This is a genomic window from Streptomyces cathayae, from assembly GCF_029760955.1.
Taxonomy (GTDB): Bacteria; Actinomycetota; Actinomycetes; order Streptomycetales; family Streptomycetaceae; genus Streptomyces; species Streptomyces cathayae.
In genome coordinates this window covers 7,354,092-7,372,953 of the sequence record NZ_CP121682.1, presented here as the reverse complement: position 1 = coordinate 7,372,953, position 18,862 = coordinate 7,354,092, and the positions used below count along the sequence as shown (strand labels likewise).

Below are 18,862 nucleotides of genomic sequence, written 5' to 3'. Positions count from 1 at the left end.
GGCGGTCAGCCCTCCAGGACCGTACGCAGGTCCCACAGGGTGCGCCAGGTGGCGGACCCCTGTTCGGCGCGGCGCCGGACGGGTCCGTCCCAGTAGCCGCGCAGCCGGGCGGCGTCGGCGGGGTCGTCCTTGCGGACCACGCCGAGCAGATGGCCGGGCAGCAGTCCGAGCACGTCGCGGTCGCCGGGGAAGTACGCCGCGGCGAGGGCGAGCGCGCCGGCCACGGACACGGCCTCCGCAGTGCTCATCACGGTCGAGGGCCGCTCCACCTCCCAGCCCTCCGCCGACCGGCCCTCGCGCAGGTCCCGGAACGCGGTGACCAGGGCCTCCAGGACGGCGTCGTCCACCTGGAACGGTGCGCCGGCCCGCTCCACGGACGCCCGCGCCTGGCCGCGCACCAGTGCGGTCTCCGCGTCGAGGTCCCCGATGGGGCCGACGGTCTCGAAGTTGAAGCGGCGCTTGAGGGCCGCGGACATCTCGGAGACGCCCTTGTCGCGGAGGTTGGCGGTGGCGATGAGGTTGAAGCCGGGCGCGGCGTGCGCCAGGGCGTCCTCGCCGCCGGCCAGTTCGGGGACGGCGATCCGCCGTTCGGAGAGCAGCGACACCAGCGCGTCCTGCACTTCGGGCAGGCAGCGGGTGATCTCCTCGACGCGGGCGACGGCGCCCCGGGACATGGCGGTCAGCACGGGCGAGGGCACGAGTGCCTGCCGGGTGGGGCCCTGCGCCAGCAGCAGCGCGTAGTTCCAGCCGTACTTGAGCTGGTCCTCGGTGGTGCCGGCCGTGCCCTGCACGACCAGGCCGCTGGTGCCGCACACGGCGGTGGAGAGCAGTTCGGACAGCATCGACTTGGCGGTACCGGGTTCGCCGACGAGCAGCAGACCGCGCTCACCGGCGAGGGTCACCACGCACCGCTCGACCAGCGCCCGGTCGCCGACGAACTTGTCCTCGATCACCAGTCGGCGCGGCACCCCGTCGGGCGCTTCGGCGTCGTCGGGCAGCTTCAGGGCGCCGCCGGCGCTGCCCATGACGAAGGTGACGACCGCGCGGGGGGTGAGCCGCCAGGCGGGCGGGCGCGGTCCGTCGTCGTGGGCGGCGAGGAAGGCGAGTTCGGTCGCGTACCGGTCCTCGGGCGGGACGATCTGGCGGGCCGGGGAAGGGGGCAGGGCGGTGGTCATCGGTGCGGGTTCTTCCGGGCGCGGGTGGACGGTGGTCACGGGTGGACCCTGCTTTCTGCGGGCCCCGCAAGGCTCGTGGTCATCGGCGGCGGCCCTTGCGGGTGGCGCGGGTGGTGAGTTCCTCGTAGGCGGGCGCGTCGTTGGCGCGGACGCGGTCCCATGCGCGCCGGAACAGTTCGGGTACCGGCAGCAGCGGCACCGCGGGGGCGTTGCCGCGCACCGGGTAGAGGTCCTGCTTCCAGATCTCCACCGGCAGGGCGGGGGACTTCAGGTCCAGCCAGCCGCAGGGCAGGAAGAGGGTGCGGCCGGCCCGGGACCGCTTCGCCTCGACGACCAGCCCGGTGGCCGCCGCCAGTTCGGCGCGTGCCTTCTTCATGCGGGCGGGCTTCCAGCCGGTCCGGCGGACGCAGTTGCGGTCCGTCGGGTCGGGCAGGGCGAGCAGCTGGAGGTAGAGCCCCGCCGCGTCCTCGCCCAGGCCGTTGGCCTCGGCGACCTCCGTGACCAGTTCGGGCACGCTGACGGACGGGGCATGGGCGTACCCGGTGGGGTCCGCCGGGTCCGTTCCGGCCGCGACGGCGCGGGCGAGTTCGTCGTCCAGGACCGCCCGCAGTGCCCGCATTCCGTCGCCGCGCGCGGTTCCGACGAGTCCCTCGACGAGACCGAACACGGGGTCGTCCGCGCGGACGAGGGCGGCGGAGCGGACCAGGACGGTTTCCTGGTCGCCGTGCCAGGGACGCAGTACCAGCGCCTCGCCGACGGGTGTCAGGCCGTCTGCGCCGGCGCCGCCGGTGGCGGGCAGTCCGTACGCCTTGCGCAGTTCGACGGCGGTCGACGAGCCCTTCTCGGTCCATTCCAGGCCGAGGTCGAGCAGCAGCCCGGGGTCCGCGAGGCGGCGGCGCAGCGCGGCCAGTCCTTCCGGCAGCGTGGCGCGCAGCGGGTGCCCGTACGGCAGCGAGTAGGCGAGCCCGGCCAGGGAGGACACGGCGCGTGCCAGGTCGTACCGTCCGGGCAGCGCCGCGGGGTCCTCCGGTACGAGGTTGCCGTCCTTGTCGAGCCGCTGCACCGTGGTGCGGCTGAGCCAGGGGGTGCGGCGCGGGTTGAGCATCTCCTCGACGGATCCGGTCGGCACTCCCGGCAGGGCGATGTCGCCGACGAGGTCCTCGGGGAGACGGACGACGCCGTCGAGGCGCTCGGCCCACACCCGGCCCGCCGCGCCCGTGTCCGGTCCGGTCGTCCACAGGTCACCGGGGTTCGCCGGCAGCAGGGCGCCGACCAGGGCCGCCCGGTCGCCGGGCTCCAGCGAGCTCAGCAGCGCGTCGCCGAGCTGCTTCTGCCGTGGCTTCAGGGCTGTCGCGGCGCTCACCTCGTCGGTGAGCTGCGTCGGCTTCCCCGCGAGCAGCAGGGCGGCCTGCACCGGCCCCAGGCCGCCCCGCGTGGCGGCGGCCAGCGCGGCGGGTGCCTCCGGCTGCCAGGGTGCGGGGCCCTTGTCCCGGATCAGCCCCGTCACCGCCGCCAGCGTGTCGGCCGGGAACACCGGCGGGTGTGCCGCCTCCCGGGCCGAGGTGAAGTGGGCCACGGCGCCGAACGTGCCCGCCGGATCGTGGTCCAGGGCCAGCCAGTTCACGCGGTCGTGGCGGTGGTCGACGCTCTGACAGCCGAGGACGACGACGGTGCGGCCGTCGCGGCGCAGCACCTGACCGGCGCGGTCCTGCTTGCCGCGCGGCTCGCTCAGCACGACCTCGCGCAGCGCGGCTCCGGGTGCGGCCAGCGGGCCCTCCGTGATCGCCTCGAAGAGCAGCAGCAGTGCTCTGCGGTGTGCCTCTGTCAGGGTGGGGGCGGCGGCGCGGTAGGCGAGCGGGCGCAGCGCGTCGAGCAGGGAAGGCCAGGCGGGGCCTCCGGCGGGGACGGTGCGCTCGTCGCTGCGCCATCCGTCGTCGGGGCCGGTGAGGCGGGCGTTGCCGGGCAGGGCCTTGCCGTCGGCGGGCTTCCCGGTCAGGACGTGGTTGACGGCGCGGATCTGGCGCAGCACGCTCCACCGCTGTCCGCCACCCCACCAGCCGTACTGCCCGGCGAGGCCGGCGGTCGCCTCGCGCAGCGTCTGGTCGTCGCCGTCCTCGGGACGGTAGTCGGCGAACATGCCCAGAACCCACTGGGACCGGGCCCTGGGCCGCTCCGCCGGAGGCTCGACGAACGCGGCGACGGACTCGGCGAGTCGCAGCACCGCGTGCACCAGGGAGGTGACGCCGGTGAGCACCCGGGGCTCGGTGAGGTCGGGCAGGGCGCGGGAGACGGCCTTGCGCAGGACCTCCTGGGCGCTCGGGACGGCGGGGTTGCCGGTGGTGGCCGCCTGGCCGCCCCCGCCCCCGTTCCCGGAGGCCGCGTTCGCCCGCTCGGCCGCCGCCACCTCGGCCTGCCGCTCCGCCAGGACACGGGCCCCGGCGCGCAGCAGCTCCTCCGCCTTCTCGTCGCTCAGGGTCCGCAGGATCGCCGAAGCGCTCTCGTCGCGCGGGCGCAGCGCGTGCCAGAAGTCGACCGGCGGAACGAGTGGTGTACCGGCCGCGAACTCGCCGCCGCGCTGCAGCGGTGTCAGCCGGCCCAGTTCCCGCACACCGGTGGTGTCGTCCGTGGTGTACAGCGTGACCTGGCGGTGCTGGGCGACGACGAGGGGCTCGACGCCGCCGGGCAGCCGCAGTACGCCGAGCGGTATGCCCGGTATCCGGTTGTCCGCCGACAGGGTGGCGGTTCGGCCGTCCGGTGTGCCGACGGTGGTGCGGGTCTCGTCGCCCTCGCCCTCGGTGCGCACCCAGCGGCCGAGGACCGTGCCGTCGGTGCCGAACGGGCTGTGCTCCAGACCGGGCTGCAGGGGCAGCACGGTGCAGTGCTGCTGGAGCAGGGTGGCGCCGTCCTGGATGCCGGAGCGCAGGAACGCGGGCAGCGAGGCACGACCGTGGGTGCCGGTGGCCGGGTCGTACTCGAGCCACACCTGCCGCACGCCCTGCCGTCCCTGGCGCCAGTAGGAGGTGCCGTCCCCGATGACGGGGCGGCCGGGCGGCAGGACCGTGTCGCCGGCGTGCAGGGCGCGCCCGCCGGTGGCGCGGCCGCCGTCCGGGATCGGGATCGAGGTCTCGCCCGCGTCGCCGCTGCTGTACCAGGACGGGAGCTGCTCGCCGCCGAGCGGGAACACCTCGGTCGGGCGGGCCGACCAGTAGCCGTGGCTCTTGGCGCCTTGCCGCCACATCACCAGCAGTTCGCCGTCCGTGTAGCGGAACGAGGGCCGCTGCCAGCGGTCCGGTTCGGCCGGCAGCCGCAGGTCGTGTTCCAGCAGGATGTCCTGGGGGCCCACCACGATCGCCTTGTGCCGGCGGGAGAGGATCAGGGCCGGCCAGCACTCTTGGACAGCGAGGGTGTCGTCATGACCGCGCCGGGTCCCGGCCTCGAGTCGGCGCACCGCCTCCTCGAGGGCCGGCCAGCCCAGTTCGTCCGGGATGCCGGCGCGCAGGGTGTTGCCGAGCAGCGGTGCGATGTCGAACGCGGCGGCCTTGGCGACGGCCTGCCGGCTGATCCGGGCGGCGACCGTGCGGAAGGGACGCAGCCGTTCGAGCGCGGCGCGGGCGCCCGCCGGACCGGTGGCGCCGTCCAGTTCGTCGGCGGCGTCCTCCAGCCACTCGCGGAGCACGTCGGCGAGGACGGGATGGCCGGCGATCTGCTCCAGCAGCCCGGTGCCGGTCCGCTGACGCTGCAGGTTGCCGACGGCGTCGTACAGCATGCGCCGGCCGCGCGGGTCCGCCGCGACGGCCATCAGGTCACGTCGCCCGGCTCCGGTGTCCTCCATCCACCGGCCGAGGGAGAGGTGGACGTCCGTGCCGGACCCGGGCCGGGTCAGCGGTACGTTCTCGGCCACGCACAGGTCCAGCAGGTCGAGATCGGCGCCGGCGTGCCAGCGGCCCGTGAAGAGGTCCACGGCGCGGCCGTGTGCGCGCAGGGACGGGGCCATGCGCTCCACGAGCGCGAGGGTGGCCGGTGAGCGGTCGCTGACCGTGCCGCCGTGCTTGCGGTGCAGTGCCCAGCGACTGAGCCAGTCCGCCGCGTCGGTCCCGTCCGCGCTCTCGCCCGCCAGCAGCCGGTCGGCGCCGGTCTCCGCGAGCAGCGCCAGCCAGAACTCGTCGTCCTTCGTGGAGCGGCCCAGTCCGGCCGGCATGATCTCCAGCAGCCGGGCCCGTACGTCGGGTTGCCGCTCGGCGAGGACGACGAGCGTCGGCCGGTAGGTGTTCCAGAAGGAGGCGGGCGCCCGCACGGCCGCGGGCGACGCGAGCAGGTCCGCGACCAGGGCGCATTCCTCGGTGACCCGGTCCAGCCCCGCCGCCTTGATCAGGGTGCGCGCGTCCTGGGGCAGCGACGCGTACGGCGGCATGCCGGCGGCGCAGCGCTCCACGGTCAGCTGCCGGAACTGCGCCCACGCCTCGGCCGGGGCGAGCCGGGCCGCGAGCGCCTTCACATGCTCCTTGAGCGCCTTGACGGTCAATGCCCCGGCGAAGGCGAACTCCAGGAAAACGGACCGCTGCCGCTCCTCGTCCACGGTCAGCGCGTGCACCCGCTCCGCCTCGCGGGCCTTGCCGAAGAAGGCCGCCGCGTAGGTGGTGTTCTCGTGCTGCAGGAAGACGCGGGCGGCCTGCTCGTAGAAGGTGGGCAGGAAGTGCGGCACGGCCCGGCCGAGCTGCCCGCCGAGCGCCTCGAAGCCGTCTTTGGCGGTGCCGGGGCGGGACTTGGCCTGCCGGGCGAGCCGCTCGACGTCCCTGACCAGTGCCAGGGCGTGGTGTCCGTTCGCCGGGTCGTTGACGAGCGCCCAGGCGGGGAAGCCGAGGGTTTCCCGGCGCACCTGGCCGACCTCGGGGGTTTCCGGCTCCCGGGCGAGACCGAGGAAGTCCAGGGCGAGATCCTCGGCTTCACCGAGCGTGCCCGGTACCAGTCGTACGACCTTGCGCCCGTCCAGCGCGGTGTGGGTGTACGTGCGGGCGGTGAGGACGTCGGCGTCCTCGCGGTCCGTGGCGGCCGGGGGCAGTACGGCGCCGGCGTCGAGCAGCGCGGCCGAGGTGGTCTCGTCGAAGGTGAATCCGTCGTGTTCGTGGGTCGTCATGCCGCACGCTCCTCGTCCTCGATGTCGCGTCCGGCGTACAGTGCGGCTGCCATACGCATGCCCTCCGACCAGGCCACCGGACCGACCTGACCGAGTTTCAGGGCCCGGCCGGCCGGGTCGGTGAAGACGAGCGGGCCGGTCTCCGTCTCGGAGTAGCCGTCGTAGTCGCCGACCCATACCCGGGCCTCGACACCGCGGCCGTCCTCGAGTACGGAGCACACGGCGTGGCCGCCGCGCACGCGGTATCCCAGCTGGGACGCGCGGCCGTGCAGGAACCTCAGTTCCTTGAAGGCGCCGCCCGCGTGGTCCTCGACGGAGCCGGCTTCGGCGTCGAGGGCCGCGGGCCGGTGCCACACTTCGCGGAAGAGCTGCTGGGCGCGCTGTTCGATGCCGATCTCGACGGCGAACTCGCGCAGGTCCTCGAGCTCGTCGAGCAGCACCGGGTGCGGCAGGCAGAGCAGACCGGGAGTGATCCGGACGGTGTCGCCATCGAGGTCGACGAGGCCGAGGCCCCGCTCGGGGTCGGCGTCCCGCAGGAACCCGGCCACCACGCCGTCCGTGCCCGTGACCACCAGGTCGCGCAGGGCGGCCTGCCAGGCCGGGTCCGGCCAGACCCGCGCCAGGACCGCGAACGGCACCGGCAGGGAGCGCACCATCCACCGCTCGACGTCGGCGAGGCACTGTCGTTCGTGCCGTTCCAGCCATTCGACGAGCTGGCGCAGCCCCACCACCGCCGGATCGTCGGCGATCTTGGACGGTACGGACTTCAGCCGTCGTCCCGTCGCGTTGCGGCACACCACCTTGCCGTCGTCGAGGGCGACTTCGTAGTCGCCGGCCGACACCCACCCCATGCGTGCCTCCCGCATCCACACTGATCAAGTGACGGGAACTGTAGGGCAGGCCTCTGACAACGGGGTGCGGGTGTTCCGCCGACCAGGTGCCTGGCGTGGCCGGTGGCGTCCCCACCGCCGGCCCGTCCCTGTCTGCCGGTAACCCCTCAACCCCGGACGCGGGTGTGCGAAGAACAAGCCGTTCAGGGCTCCGCGGTGAGCCTCCGGCGCACCGGGGGCAGCGGGACACCCGGGACACCGCGCGGTTCGAAGAACGACGGTCCGCGTGACTCCCCCCGGGGGGAGTCGGAAAGGGTGAGGGAAGCGGGAAGGAACGGAGGGAGGACGGGACCGTTGTCGCGGGTCCCGTCCTCCGGGGTGTGGTCCGGTCCGGCCGGTGCGCGGGTCAGACCGAGACGGGGGTCTCGTCGCGCGTCTGCGGGGACGGCAGCCGGTTCAGTTTCTCGCCCTCGATGTCGAGGTCGGGCAGGGCCTTGTCGACGGCCTTGGGCAGCCACCACGCGGCACGGCCGAGCAGTGACATCACCGCGGGGACCAGCGCCATGCGGACGACGAAGGCGTCGATGATCACGCCGACGGCGAGGGCGAAGCCGATGGATTTGATGATCGGGTCGTCCATCAGGACGAAGCCTCCGAACACGGACGTCATGATGAGCGCGGCGGCCGTGACGACACGGGCGTTGTGGCCCATGCCGCTGACCATGGCCGCCTGCGGGTCGGCGCCGTGGACGAAGTCCTCGCGCATACGGGAGACGAGGAAGACCTCGTAGTCCATGGCGAGGCCGAACAGGATGCCGATGAGGAGGATCGGCAGGAAGCTCACCAGCGGGCCGGGGGTGTCGACGCCCACCAGGCTCGCGAGGTGGCCCTCCTGGAAGATGGCGACGGTGATGCCGAAGGTCGCGCCCACGGTGAGCAGAAAGCCCAGGGCCGCCTTGAGCGGTACCAGGACCGACCGGAAGACCAGCATGAGCAGCAGGATGGACAGGCCCACCACCAGGAGGAGATACACCGGCAGGGCGTCGGCGAGCTTCTCCGAGACGTCGATGCCCAGGGCGGTCGCGCCGGTGAGGGCGATGTCGGCCCCCTCGATGTCCGCGACCCGGTCGCGGATGTCGTGGACGGCGTCCTCGGTGGCGGCGGCCGTCGGGCCTGCCTCGGGGATGACGGCCAGCAGGGCGGTGGTGCCCTGTTCGTTCAGCTGCGGCGGGGCCACGGCCAGGACGCCGTCGGTGTCCTGGATGAGGGCGGTGGCCTGCTCCGCGGCCGCCGCGGTGGACTGCGCGTCCTCACCGTTGACGACGGCGATGAGACGGCCGTTGAAGCCCTCGCCGAAGCCCTCGGACGTCAGGTCGTACGCCTCGCGCGCGGGGGAGCCCTCGGCGGCGGTGCCCGCGTCCGGCAGGGCCATGCGCATGTCCTGGGCCGGAAGGGTGAGCGCGCCCAGCCCGAGGACCCCGACGACCAGGAGCGGGACGCGCAGCTTGGTGACGAGGCGGCCCCAGGTGAAGCCGAAGCCCTCGGTGACGGCGCCCTTCCCGGCGGGCTCCTCGGCGCCCTTCCCGGCCGCCCGGCGCTGCTTGCGCGGCAGGATCTTCCGGCCGGCGAAGGAGAGGAAGGCCGGCAGCAGGGTGAGGGCGACCAGGACGGCGACGGCGACGGTGCCCGCCGCGGCCAGGCCCATCACGCTCAGGAAGGGGATGCCGACGACGGAGAGGCCCGCCAGGGCGATGACGACGGTGGCGCCGGCGAAGACGACGGCGGAGCCGGCGGTGCCGGTCGCACGGCCGGCGGCCTCCTCGGGTTCGAGGCCCTCGCCGAGGTACTGGCGGTAGCGGGAGGTGATGAAGAGCGAGTAGTCGATGCCGACGGCCAGACCCAGCATCAGCGCCAGGATGGGGGCGGTGGAGGTCAGTTCGATGACACTGGTCAGGGAGAAGAGGCCGGCCATGCCGACCGCGACGCCGATCAGCGCGTTCAGCAGGGTCATGCCGGCTGCGACCAGCGAGCCGAAGGTGACGACCAGGACCGCCGCGGCGACCAGCACTCCGAGCGCCTCGGTGGAGCCGACCTCCACCTCACCGCCCATGACCTCGCCGCCGTGCTCGACCCGCAGGTCCCCGGCCTCGGCGCCGACGGCCTCGTAGGCCGACTTCTGCTCGTCGGTGACCTCGTCGACGACCTTGTCGAACTGCACCTGGATCAGGGCGTACCGGCCGTCCTGGGAGACGGCGCCGGTCTGGAACGGGTCCATGGCGGCGGTGACGCCGTCGATCCCGGAGGCTTCCTCCACCACGGGTGCCACCGCGGCGGGGTCCAGCTTCGCACCCTCGGGCGCGGCGAGGACGATGGTGCCGGTGGCTCCGCCGGCCTGGGGGAACTGCCGGTCGAGATCGTCCAGCGCCCGCTGGGACTCGGTGCCCGGCATGGAGAACTTGTCGCTGGTCGGGCCCATCAGGGTGGCGGCTCCGATACCCAGCAGAGTCAGCAGGAGCAGCCAGACCGCGGCTATTCGGCCTCTTCTGCGGAAGGAGAACCGCCCGAGCCGGTACAGCAAGGTCGCCATGGAGGAGGGGTCTTTCCGTGAGGGGTCAACTGGGAGTGTGGTCAAGCGTCCGCAGCGCGCTGCGGATCATCTCGGCGCGCAGCACCTCGTCCGGCGCCACCTCGTCGTCGGCGGCACCGGTGACGAAGACGGCGCCCAGTACCATCCACGCCGCCACCCGGGCCAGCGTCCGCTGCGAGCGGCCGGCCAGCGCGTCCAGCAGGCCGTCCGCCAACTCCATGACGTCGAGGTCCTGGTGGCAGGACATCTCGGTGATGTCCTCGAAGAGAAGCCTGATCTCGCAGCGGAACCGCAGCGTCAGGTCGACGTATCCGACGACGGTCTCCTCCACCAGCCGACCGCCCTCCAGTCCGGCCACGCGGTCGAGCAGCGCGGCGAGGGCGTCCTGGGTCGGGGTCAGCAGCTCGGTGAGGATCTTCTCCTTGCCGGCGAAGTGGTAGAGCAGTGATGCCTTCGAGCAGCCCACGTCCGAGGCGATGTCCTGCAATGAGGTGCCTCGGAAGCCGTGCACGGCGAACAGTCGCAGTGCCGACTTCAGGATCTGCCCGCGCATGGCGGAGGCTGAGCGGGCCATTCCCCCACCATAACTGTCCGATCGGTCAGGACTGACCGATCGGACAGCACGCCACTGTGGCCTGCGTCACCCCTCCCGTCCGGGTCCCGGAGAGGGCACACGCGGACTTCGCCGGCTCGCGCGGGGAAGCGCCGGCCCTCGTGACGGACGGCGCCACGGGACCTCTCGCCGCGTCCGGCGACCGGTTCGCGCATCCCTCACCAGAGCACTCACGCACGGCCGACGAGCGTGGACCCGAAGCGCTTCGGGTCCACAGCACACACCGGCTCCGCGGACCGGGCGCCAGGCCGTTGCGGCCGGATCCCCGGCATCGACGACTCCTGATGTCGCGCTGCGTAGTCGATTCGAGTGGCACCCCGTCGGTGGACGACAGAGACTGGAGCGTGATGGTTCCGTGAGTGCTCAAGGAGCTTGCATGCTGGAGAAGTCTGCCGAGTCCCTGACGGGCGTGCCGGATAGATCTGGATCCGCCAAGCACAGGACGCACGGCCCGTCGAAAGAAAACAGTCCGTCGACAGCCGCGGAAAGGGATCTCGCCGAGGTTCTCGCCGGTGTCGTGGGCGTGGAGCGGGTTTCGGTCGACGCCAACTTCTTCGACGACCTGGGCGCCAATTCACTGGTGATGGCACAGTTCTGTGCACGCGTCAGGAAAAGGGCGGATCTACCGTCGGTTTCGATAAAGGACGTCTACCTTCACCGGACGATCCGCGGTCTGGCGTCGGCACTCACCGACACCAGTGCCGACGCCGGAGCCGGCATCGCTGCCGCACCCGCTCCCGCCGGCTCGCCGGACCCGTCGGCCTCTGGACCCACGACTTCGGTCGGCACGCTGCAGTACGCCCTTTGCGGAGTGCTGCAGTTTCTGCTTTTCCTGGGATATTCCTTCCTCGCCGCACTCCTTGCCGCACATGGTTATGCATGGATATCCACCGGCTCGAGCGTGACGGACATCTACCTGCGATCGGTCGTCTTCGGCGGTGCCGGCTTCATCGGCATGTGCGCTTTCCCGATCGCGGCCAAATGGATCCTCATCGGCCGATGGAAAGAACGCGAGTTCCCGGTCTGGGGTCTGACTTACCTGCGCTTCTGGACCGTCAAGGTACTGCTCCACGCCAACCCGATGGTCCTCTTCGTCGGCAATCCCCTGTATGTGCTCTACCTGAGGGCACTCGGCGCACGCATCGGGACGGGTGTCACGATCCTCTCGCGCAACGTTCCGGTCTGCACCGACCTGCTCACGATCGGCGCCGGCACGGTGATCCGCAAGGAGTCGTTCTTCTCTTGCTACCGGGCGCACGCCGGCCGTATCCAGACGGGCCCGGTCACCCTTGGCCGGAATGTGTTCATCGGTGAGAAGACCGTGCTCGACATCGCCACGTCGATGGGCGACGGGGCGCAACTCGGTCATACGTCATCACTGCACAGCGGTCAGGCGGTCCCCGACGACCAGCGGTGGCACGGTTCTCCGGCGCAGCGCACAGAGTTCGACTACGTGCGGATCCCGCCCGCCAGGTGCGGCACTTTGCGCCGGGCCGGCTTCGGCCTCGCCACAGTGGGTCAGCTGTTCTTCCTCTCCGTGCCGTTGGCCGTCGGGGGCCTGTACATGCTGTTGACGGAAGTCCCGGCACTGAACGACCGACTGGCCCCGGGCACGACGGGGCTCGTGTCGGCGGAGCTCTATGCCGACGCGCTGATCGCGTCCTGCGTCCTGTTCCTCGGTTTCGCCGTTGTGGGCATCGTCGCCCTGTTCACCGTGCCGCGCCTGCTGAATCTGCTGATCGAGCCGGACAAGATATATCCGCTGTACGGCTTTCACTACTCGATGCACCGGGCGATCGCGCGCATCACCAACGTGAAGTTCTTCACATGGCTCTTCGGTGACAGCTCCTACATCGTCCACTACCTGCGCGGCCTCGGATACAACCTGTCGCAGGTGGAGCAGACGGGGTCCAACTTCGGCACGGAAGTACAGCACGAGACCCCGTATCTGTCCTCCGTCGGCAGCGGCACGATGATTGCTGACGGTCTGTCGATCGTCAATGCCGACTTCTCGAGTACGTCTTTCCGGGTGTCCCGGACGTCGATCGGACGGCACAACTTCCTCGGGAACAACATCGCGTATCCGTCCGGGGCGAAGACGGGCGACAACTGCCTTCTCGCGACGAAGGTGATGGTTCCCCTCGACGGCGAGGTGCGTGAGGGGGTGGGTCTGCTCGGCTCGCCGTGCTTCGAGATTCCCCGTTCGGTGGAGCGCGACCTGCGGTTCGACCACATGCGGACCGGAACCGAGTTGTATCGCAACCTCGCTGCCAAGAACCGCTTCAATATCCGCTCGATGCTCCTCTTCCTGCTCGTACGGTGGTTTTTCCTCTTCGTCATCACCGTGCTCGCCCTCGCGAATGTCGAAGTGTACGACTCCTTCGGGCATGTGGCGATCGCGGCGTTCCTGGTGGTCAGTCTGGTACTCACTCCCCTCTATTTCGTACTGGTGGAGCGCGCCATCGTGGCTTTCCGCGGGCTGCGGCCGCAGTTGTGCTCCATCTACGACCCGTACTTCTGGTGGCACGAGCGTCTGTGGAAGGTCCCTGACGAGTACCTCAACATCTTCAACGGCACCCCCTTCAAGAACGTGATCTGGCGGCTCCTGGGGGTCCGTCTCGGCAGCAGGGTCTTCGACGACGGCTGCTATCTGACGGAGCGGATGCTCACCACCATCGGGGACGACTGCACCCTCAATGCGGGGAGCAAGATCCAATGCCACTCGCAGGAGGACGGCACCTTCAAGTCCGACCGCAGCGCGATAGGGGACGGATGCACCCTCGGTGTCGGCTCCCACGTCCACTACGGAGTGACGATGGGTGACGGCTCGGTACTCGCGCCCGACTCCTTCCTCATGAAGGGCGAGGAAGTCCCGCCGTACGCGCGGTGGGGTGGCAACCCGGCCACGGAGACGAGCGACGCCCCCGGTCGGCCGCCGGCGCTGACGCGGCAGGAGTAGCACAGGACCCTCTTGGTCGAGTCGGCTCGACCGGCCGGGCAGTCAGGCCCGGCGGTCTGCCGACAGCGGCGAAGGCGGAGGAGCCGGCCTGGTCGGCGGCGACGGACAGGGTGGCCACGGCGAGTGGAGAGGGACTGATCGATGGCAACGCGATGGGCGGACCGGGAATTCTGGCGCGGTGTGCTCGTCACCGGCGGATCCACCACGATCCCTCGGTGGACGCTCCGTCCGGTGGCGGGTGTCGACGAGCACGAGGCCACGATTCCGGACGATGTCATGAACGCCTTGCGCCGGTTGGCGGAGGACCTCACGATGCCTCTCGGCTCCGTGATGCTGGCCGCGCACGCCAAGGTACTCGCCGCACTGTCGGGCGAGCACGAGGTCATGACCGGCCACGTCGTGGAGGAGGGCGGCCGGCCGTTGCCCTGCCGGCTGACGACCGCACCGGCATCGTGGCGGGCGCTCCTGGCCGACACCCATCGCGTCGTATCGGAACTGCTGTCGCACAAGGACTTTCCGGTCGACGGACTCAGACGCGAGCTGGACCTCGCCGAACCGTCGGCCGAGACCGTCCTCGATCCGCATCCGGTCCCCGGTCCCCGCCCGACGGACGTCGCCGGCGATCTCGCCGAAGGCACCGTGCTGTGGACGGCGTTCTCCGAGCACAGTGGCCGGCCCACGCTGCGACTGCGGTACCGGACCGACGTACTCGACGCGGACCACGCCGCCAGGATCGCCGGTTACCACCTCACCGCGCTCGCGCTCATCGCCGCGGATCCGGATGCCGAGCACGCGCGGCAGAGCCTGCTCTCCGACGAGGAGTTCCGGTTCCAGCTCGAAGGGCTGTCCGGGCCGCGCCGTACCCTGCCGGACGCCCGGATGCACGAGCTGTTCGAACAGCGGGTGAGGCTGCACCCGAAGGCCGTCGCCGCCGTGCACGGCGACCGGGAGTGGACCTATCAGGAGCTCAACGCACGTGCCAACCGGCTGGGACGAGCCCTGCTGGCGCGGGGGCTGCGCCGTGAGGGGGTCGTCGCGGTGGTGACCGGGAGGAACCTGGACTGGATGGCCTCCGTCCTCGCGGTCTTCAAGGCCGGAGGCGTGTACCTGCCCGTCGACCCGCGTTTCCCGGCCGATCGCATCGCGGCCATGCTCTCCCGTGCCGCGTGCGGGCTCGTGCTCACCGAACCCACGAGCACCGACTCCCTCGACCAGGCCCTGGACTCGCTGCCGGGAGTCCAGAAGCTCTTCATCGCTACGGCGTACGACGAGGGTGGCCGCGACGACGACCTGGGCATCGCCGTCGCACCGGACCGACTCGCCTACATCTACTTCACCTCCGGCTCCACCGGAGAGCCCAAGGGCGCGATGTGCGAACACGCGGGGATGCTCAACCACCTCTACGCCAAGATCGAGGACCTGGAGCTCGATGTCCACGAGGGACAGGTGGTCGCCCAGACCGCCCCGCAGTGCTTCGACATCTCGTTGTGGCAACTGTTGTCCGCCCTTCTGGTGGGTGGGCGGACCCTGCTGGTCGAGCAGGAGGTGATCCTGGACGTCCAGCGGTTCGTCGACAGGATCGACCGCGGTCGGGTCACCGTGCTCCAGGTCGTGCCGTCGTACCTCGAAGTCGTCCTGACCTATCTGGAGCAGCACCCGCGCGAGCTGCCCGGCCTGCGGTGCGTGTCCGTCACCGGTGAGGCGTTGAAGAAGGAGCTCACGCAGCGCTGGTTCGCGGCCCAGCCCGGCATCAAGCTGGTCAACGCCTACGGCTTGACCGAGACCTGCGACGACACCAACCACGAGGTCCTGGACCGGGTGCCGGACCGCGAACGGGTCCCGCTCGGTCCCCCCGTCGCCAATGTGCACGTCTACGTCGTCGACGAACAGCTGTCACCGGTACCGCTCGGCGCCCCCGGCGAGATCGTCTTCTCCGGCGTCTGCGTGGGTCGTGGATACGTCAACGACCCCGACCGCACCAAGCAGGCTTTCATGCCCGATCCGCACCGCGAGGGAGCCCGGCTCTACCGCAGTGGCGACCACGGCCGCTGGCTGCCCGAGGGCAAGCTGGAGTTCCTCGGACGCCGCGACACCCAGGTCAAGATCCGTGGCTTCAGGATCGAGATCGGCGAGATCGAGAACACCCTGCTGCAGGTCCCCGGCGTCCGCGACGGTGCGGTGGTGGTCACCGAGCCGCCCGGCCGGGGCAAGCGCCTTGTGGCCTTCTACTCCGGCCCGACGCCGCTCCCCGTCGAGGACCTGCGGGGCCGGCTGGGTGAGTCGCTGCCGGAGTACATGGTGCCGTCGGCCTTCCACTGGCGGGAAAGGCTGCCGCTGACCGCCAACGGCAAGACCGACAAGAGGGCACTGGCAGCACTCGTGGCCGAACCGGACGTCGTCGAGGACGGTGAAGAAGACTCCCCCATGCCGGGTACGCCGACCGAGCGGCGGCTGGCGGCGGCTTGGGCGGAGGTGCTCGGCATCCCGCAGGCTCAGATCGACCGACGGGCCCACTTCTTCGACCGGGGCGGCACATCGCTGTCGGCTGTGAAGCTGGCGATCAGCCTGGACCGCGCGGTGTCGCTCAAGGACGTGACCCGTCATCCGGTCCTCGCCGATCTGGCCGCGCTGGTCGACGGCAGGTCCGATCGGCGTTCCGGACTGCTCCAGCCGTTGTACGAACCGGACGGTGCGCCGGCTGGTGCCCTGGTGTGTTTCCCCTACGCCGGCGGCAACGCGGTGAACTTCCAGCCGATGGCCAGGGCCCTGCAGGGCAGCGGGCTCGCGGTCTACGCCGTCGAGCTGCCCGGTCACGACGTGGCCGCCCCGAGCGAGCCTTTCGCGTCGATGGCGGATGTGGTGGCTCAGGTCGTCGCCGAGATCACTGAACGTGGCCTGCGCGGAGTCCTGTTGTGGGGGCACTCGTCGGGCGCGGCTTTCGCCGTGCAGACGGCCGGACAGCTGGACGCGCACGGGGTGGAAGTCCGGCGGGTCTTCATCGGCGCGCAGTTGCTCGGCGATGCCGCCGACCGGCGCGCCGCGGTCACCGAGCTGACCGGGCTGAGCGACGCCGAGATCGCCGCGAGGCTGAGTGCGGACAGCGGCTACGCCGAGCTCCATGAGCTGGACGCGCGGCGCGCCGAGCACATCGGTGCGGCCTACCGGCACGACTGCGTGTCCGCGCACCGCTGTTTCGCAGATCTCCTCGACGCTCCCCCGGCGGTGAAGTTGTCCGTGCCGGTCACCGTGGTCGTCGCCACCGACGACCCGATCACGGCTGATCACCCGCGACGCCACCGTGACTGGGAGCTCCTCGCGGTCCACGTCGATCTGCAGGAACTCGCCACGGGCGGCCACTACTTCCTGCGCAGCCGTCCGTCCGAGGCAGCGCAGGCCGTGCTGCGCACCGTCGAACTACTGCCTGCCTCCTGAGCGGCACACCCAGCTGCACACTGAAAGGAAATCAGGATGTCCTTCATCTCCCCGGCGTCGCTGCTCGACGAGGTCGAACTCCAGCCCGGACGGCCTCCGGTACTGCTCACCGAGATCACCGGCGACGCGCCACGCTGGGCAGCCGAGCACCGGGAGGCGCTGCGCGCCGTCGTCGCCGAGCACGGCTGCCTCCTGATCCGCGGCCTCGGGCTGCGTGATGTGGCCGGGGCCGGTGCCGTCTTCGAGCGGCTGAGCACCGGTCTGATGGCCGAGCGGGAGGCTTTCGCACCTCGGCGGACCTATGCCGACGGCGTGTACTCCTCGGCGCAGTGGCCGCCGAACCAGCCGATGTGCATGCACCACGAACAGAGTTACACGCTCGAGTTCCCCGGTCTGATGCTGTTCGCCTGCCTCACCGCGCCCGACCGGGGCGGGGCGACCGGAGTGGCCGACGCGGCGAGTGTGCTCGAGGAACTGCCCACCGCGTTGACCGAGCGGTTCGAGCGGGAGGGCTGGCTGCTCACCCGCAGCTACAACGACGAGATCGGGTGCTCCCTCGTCGAGGCGTTCGGCACCGACGAGCGGGATGCCGTCGAGAGGTACTGCCGCGCCAACGCCATCGAGTTCGCATGGCAGCCCGACGGGACCCTGCGCACCAGGCAGCGCCGCAGCGCCGTGATGCGCCATCCGGTCACCGGGCGGCGCTGCTGGTTCAACCAGGTCGCGTTCCTCAACGAGTGGACCTTGGCCCCCGAGGTCCGCGAGTACCTCGTCGAGGTCTACGGAGCCGACGGGCTGCCGTTCAACACCCGTTTCGGAAGCGGCGACCCGATCGGTGAGGACGTGGTGCAACTGCTCAACAAGGTCTACGAGATCCACACCGCACGCGAGCCGTGGCGGGCCGGCGATCTGATGATCGTCGACAACCTGCGCACCGCGCACAGCCGGGAGCCCTTCGAGGGACCGCGCGACGTGCTCGTCGCGATGGCCGACCCGGTACGGATGTCCGACTGTTCGCCGGCCTTCGAGGTGACCGCCCGATGACCGGCGTCCCCGCCTCCGTGACGGCGTCCGCGACAGGCGGACCGCACAGCGTGCGGCCCTTCGCGGTGATCTCCGGTGCCCAGGTCCAGCAGGTGCTGGAGGGGCGCGAGAAGCAGCTCGTCGAGTTGGCCGAGGTCACCTACCGGCTGCACGGTGCCGGTGACTCGGTGAACCCGCCGTCGTACTTCCTGCGGTTTCCCGACCGTCCGACCTCCCGGATCATCGCGCTGCCGGCCTCGATCGGCGGGCACGTACAGGTGGACGGCGTGAAGTGGATCTCCAGTTTCCCGGAGAACGTGCAGGCCGGCATCCCCCGGGCGTCCGCCGTGCTGATCCTCAACGACCAGGAGACCGGCTACCCGTTCGCCTGCCTGGAGAGTTCCATCATCAGCGCCACCCGGACGGCCGCGTCCGCGGTGCTGGCCGCGGATCGCCTCAGCCGGGACCGGCCACGGCCCACGCGCGTCGGGTTCTTCGGGACGGGCCTGATCGCCCGCTACATCCACACGTTCCTGGTCGGCAACGGCTGGTCGTTCGACGAGACAGGCCTGTACGACCTGTCCGCCGACAGCACGGCAGGGTTCCGCCACTACCTCGGGCAGTCGGGCACCACAGGCCGGATCACGGTGCACCACAGTGCCGAGGAGCTGATCCGCGGCAGCGACCTGGTGGTCTTCGCCACCGTCGCCGGTGAGCCGCACGTCAGCGACCTCACGTGGTTCTCGCACAATCCCGTGGTTCTGCACGTGTCGCTGCGCGACCTCGCGCCGGAGATCGTTCTCGCCTCGACCAATGTCGTGGATGACGTCGAGCACTGCCTGAAGGCCGGCACCTCGCCGCATCTGGCCGAGCAGCTCACGGGCAACCGGGACTTCCTGCAGGGCACGTTGGACGACGTGATGGCCGGGCGGGTGACAGTGCCCACGGGCCGGCCGGTGGTGTTCTCACCCTTCGGCCTCGGGGTGCTCGACCTCGCGGTCGGCAAGTACGTCTACGACGAACTGGTCCGCTCGGGAGAACTGCACGTCGTCGATGACTTCTTCCACGAACTGCGCCGTCACGGATGACCGGCCGGGAGCGCCCTGCCG

At 71.1% G+C, this 18,862-nt stretch carries 9 protein-coding genes; 4 read left to right on the top strand and 5 right to left on the bottom strand.

Annotation, left to right across the window (positions count from 1 at the left end):
- Positions 1–5 precede the first annotated feature (5 nt).
- From PYS65_RS33715 to PYS65_RS33695, 5 genes are all read right to left on the bottom strand, one after another.
- Entirely contained in the window at positions 6–1,175 is a 1,170-nt protein-coding gene (locus tag PYS65_RS33715) for an ATP-binding protein (protein ID WP_279338160.1), read from the bottom strand.
- 79 nt (positions 1,176–1,254) lie between these two features.
- A complete protein-coding gene (locus tag PYS65_RS33710) occupies positions 1,255–6,309 on the bottom strand; it encodes a hypothetical protein (RefSeq protein ID WP_279337766.1) in 5,055 nt (1,684 codons plus the stop codon).
- Entirely contained in the window at positions 6,306–7,160 is an 855-nt protein-coding gene (locus PYS65_RS33705; RefSeq protein WP_279337765.1) for a DUF4132 domain-containing protein, read from the bottom strand. The genes PYS65_RS33710 and PYS65_RS33705 overlap by 4 nt, the downstream gene beginning before the upstream one ends.
- A 385-nt stretch (positions 7,161–7,545) precedes the next feature.
- A complete protein-coding gene (locus tag PYS65_RS33700) occupies positions 7,546–9,726 on the bottom strand; it encodes an MMPL family transporter (RefSeq protein ID WP_279337764.1) in 2,181 nt (726 codons plus the stop codon).
- A 25-nt stretch (positions 9,727–9,751) separates the two neighbouring features.
- Positions 9,752–10,300 carry a TetR/AcrR family transcriptional regulator gene (locus PYS65_RS33695; RefSeq protein ID WP_279337763.1) on the bottom strand — a complete coding sequence of 183 codons (549 nt, stop codon included), beginning with the start codon at positions 10,298–10,300 and terminating at the stop codon, positions 9,752–9,754.
- A 415-nt stretch (positions 10,301–10,715) separates the two neighbouring features.
- On the opposite strand from PYS65_RS33695, the gene PYS65_RS33690 reads away from it, so the two are divergent.
- The 4 genes from PYS65_RS33690 (at position 10,716) to sbnB (ending at position 18,841) form a co-directional block, all read left to right on the top strand.
- A complete protein-coding gene (locus tag PYS65_RS33690; protein WP_279337762.1) occupies positions 10,716–13,298 on the top strand; it encodes a Pls/PosA family non-ribosomal peptide synthetase in 2,583 nt (860 codons plus the stop codon).
- A gap of 141 nt (positions 13,299–13,439) precedes the next feature.
- Positions 13,440–16,730, top strand: a complete 3,291-nt coding sequence (locus PYS65_RS33685) for a non-ribosomal peptide synthetase (protein WP_279337761.1) — start codon at positions 13,440–13,442, stop codon at positions 16,728–16,730.
- A gap of 36 nt (positions 16,731–16,766) precedes the next feature.
- Complete coding sequence (locus PYS65_RS33680) at positions 16,767–17,774, top strand: TauD/TfdA family dioxygenase (protein WP_279337760.1); 1,008 nt, start codon at positions 16,767–16,769, stop codon at positions 17,772–17,774.
- A complete protein-coding gene (gene sbnB, locus PYS65_RS33675; RefSeq protein WP_279337759.1) occupies positions 17,771–18,841 on the top strand; it encodes a 2,3-diaminopropionate biosynthesis protein SbnB in 1,071 nt (356 codons plus the stop codon). The genes PYS65_RS33680 and sbnB overlap by 4 nt, the downstream gene beginning before the upstream one ends.
- Positions 18,842–18,862 lie beyond the last annotated feature (21 nt).

Coding starts and splice junctions, on each gene's coding strand:
- PYS65_RS33690 (WP_279337762.1), top strand. CDS start 10,716: ATGCTGGAGAAGTCTGCCGAGTCCCTGACGGGCGTGCCGGATAGATCT.
- PYS65_RS33715 (WP_279338160.1), bottom strand. CDS start 1,175: ATGACCACCGCCCTGCCCCCTTCCCCGGCCCGCCAGATCGTCCCGCCC.
- PYS65_RS33695 (WP_279337763.1), bottom strand. CDS start 10,300: ATGGCCCGCTCAGCCTCCGCCATGCGCGGGCAGATCCTGAAGTCGGCA.
- PYS65_RS33685 (WP_279337761.1), top strand. CDS start 13,440: ATGGCAACGCGATGGGCGGACCGGGAATTCTGGCGCGGTGTGCTCGTC.
- PYS65_RS33705 (WP_279337765.1), bottom strand. CDS start 7,160: ATGGGGTGGGTGTCGGCCGGCGACTACGAAGTCGCCCTCGACGACGGC.
- PYS65_RS33700 (WP_279337764.1), bottom strand. CDS start 9,726: ATGGCGACCTTGCTGTACCGGCTCGGGCGGTTCTCCTTCCGCAGAAGA.
- sbnB (WP_279337759.1), top strand. CDS start 17,771: ATGACCGGCGTCCCCGCCTCCGTGACGGCGTCCGCGACAGGCGGACCG.
- PYS65_RS33710 (WP_279337766.1), bottom strand. CDS start 6,309: ATGACGACCCACGAACACGACGGATTCACCTTCGACGAGACCACCTCG.
- PYS65_RS33680 (WP_279337760.1), top strand. CDS start 16,767: ATGTCCTTCATCTCCCCGGCGTCGCTGCTCGACGAGGTCGAACTCCAG.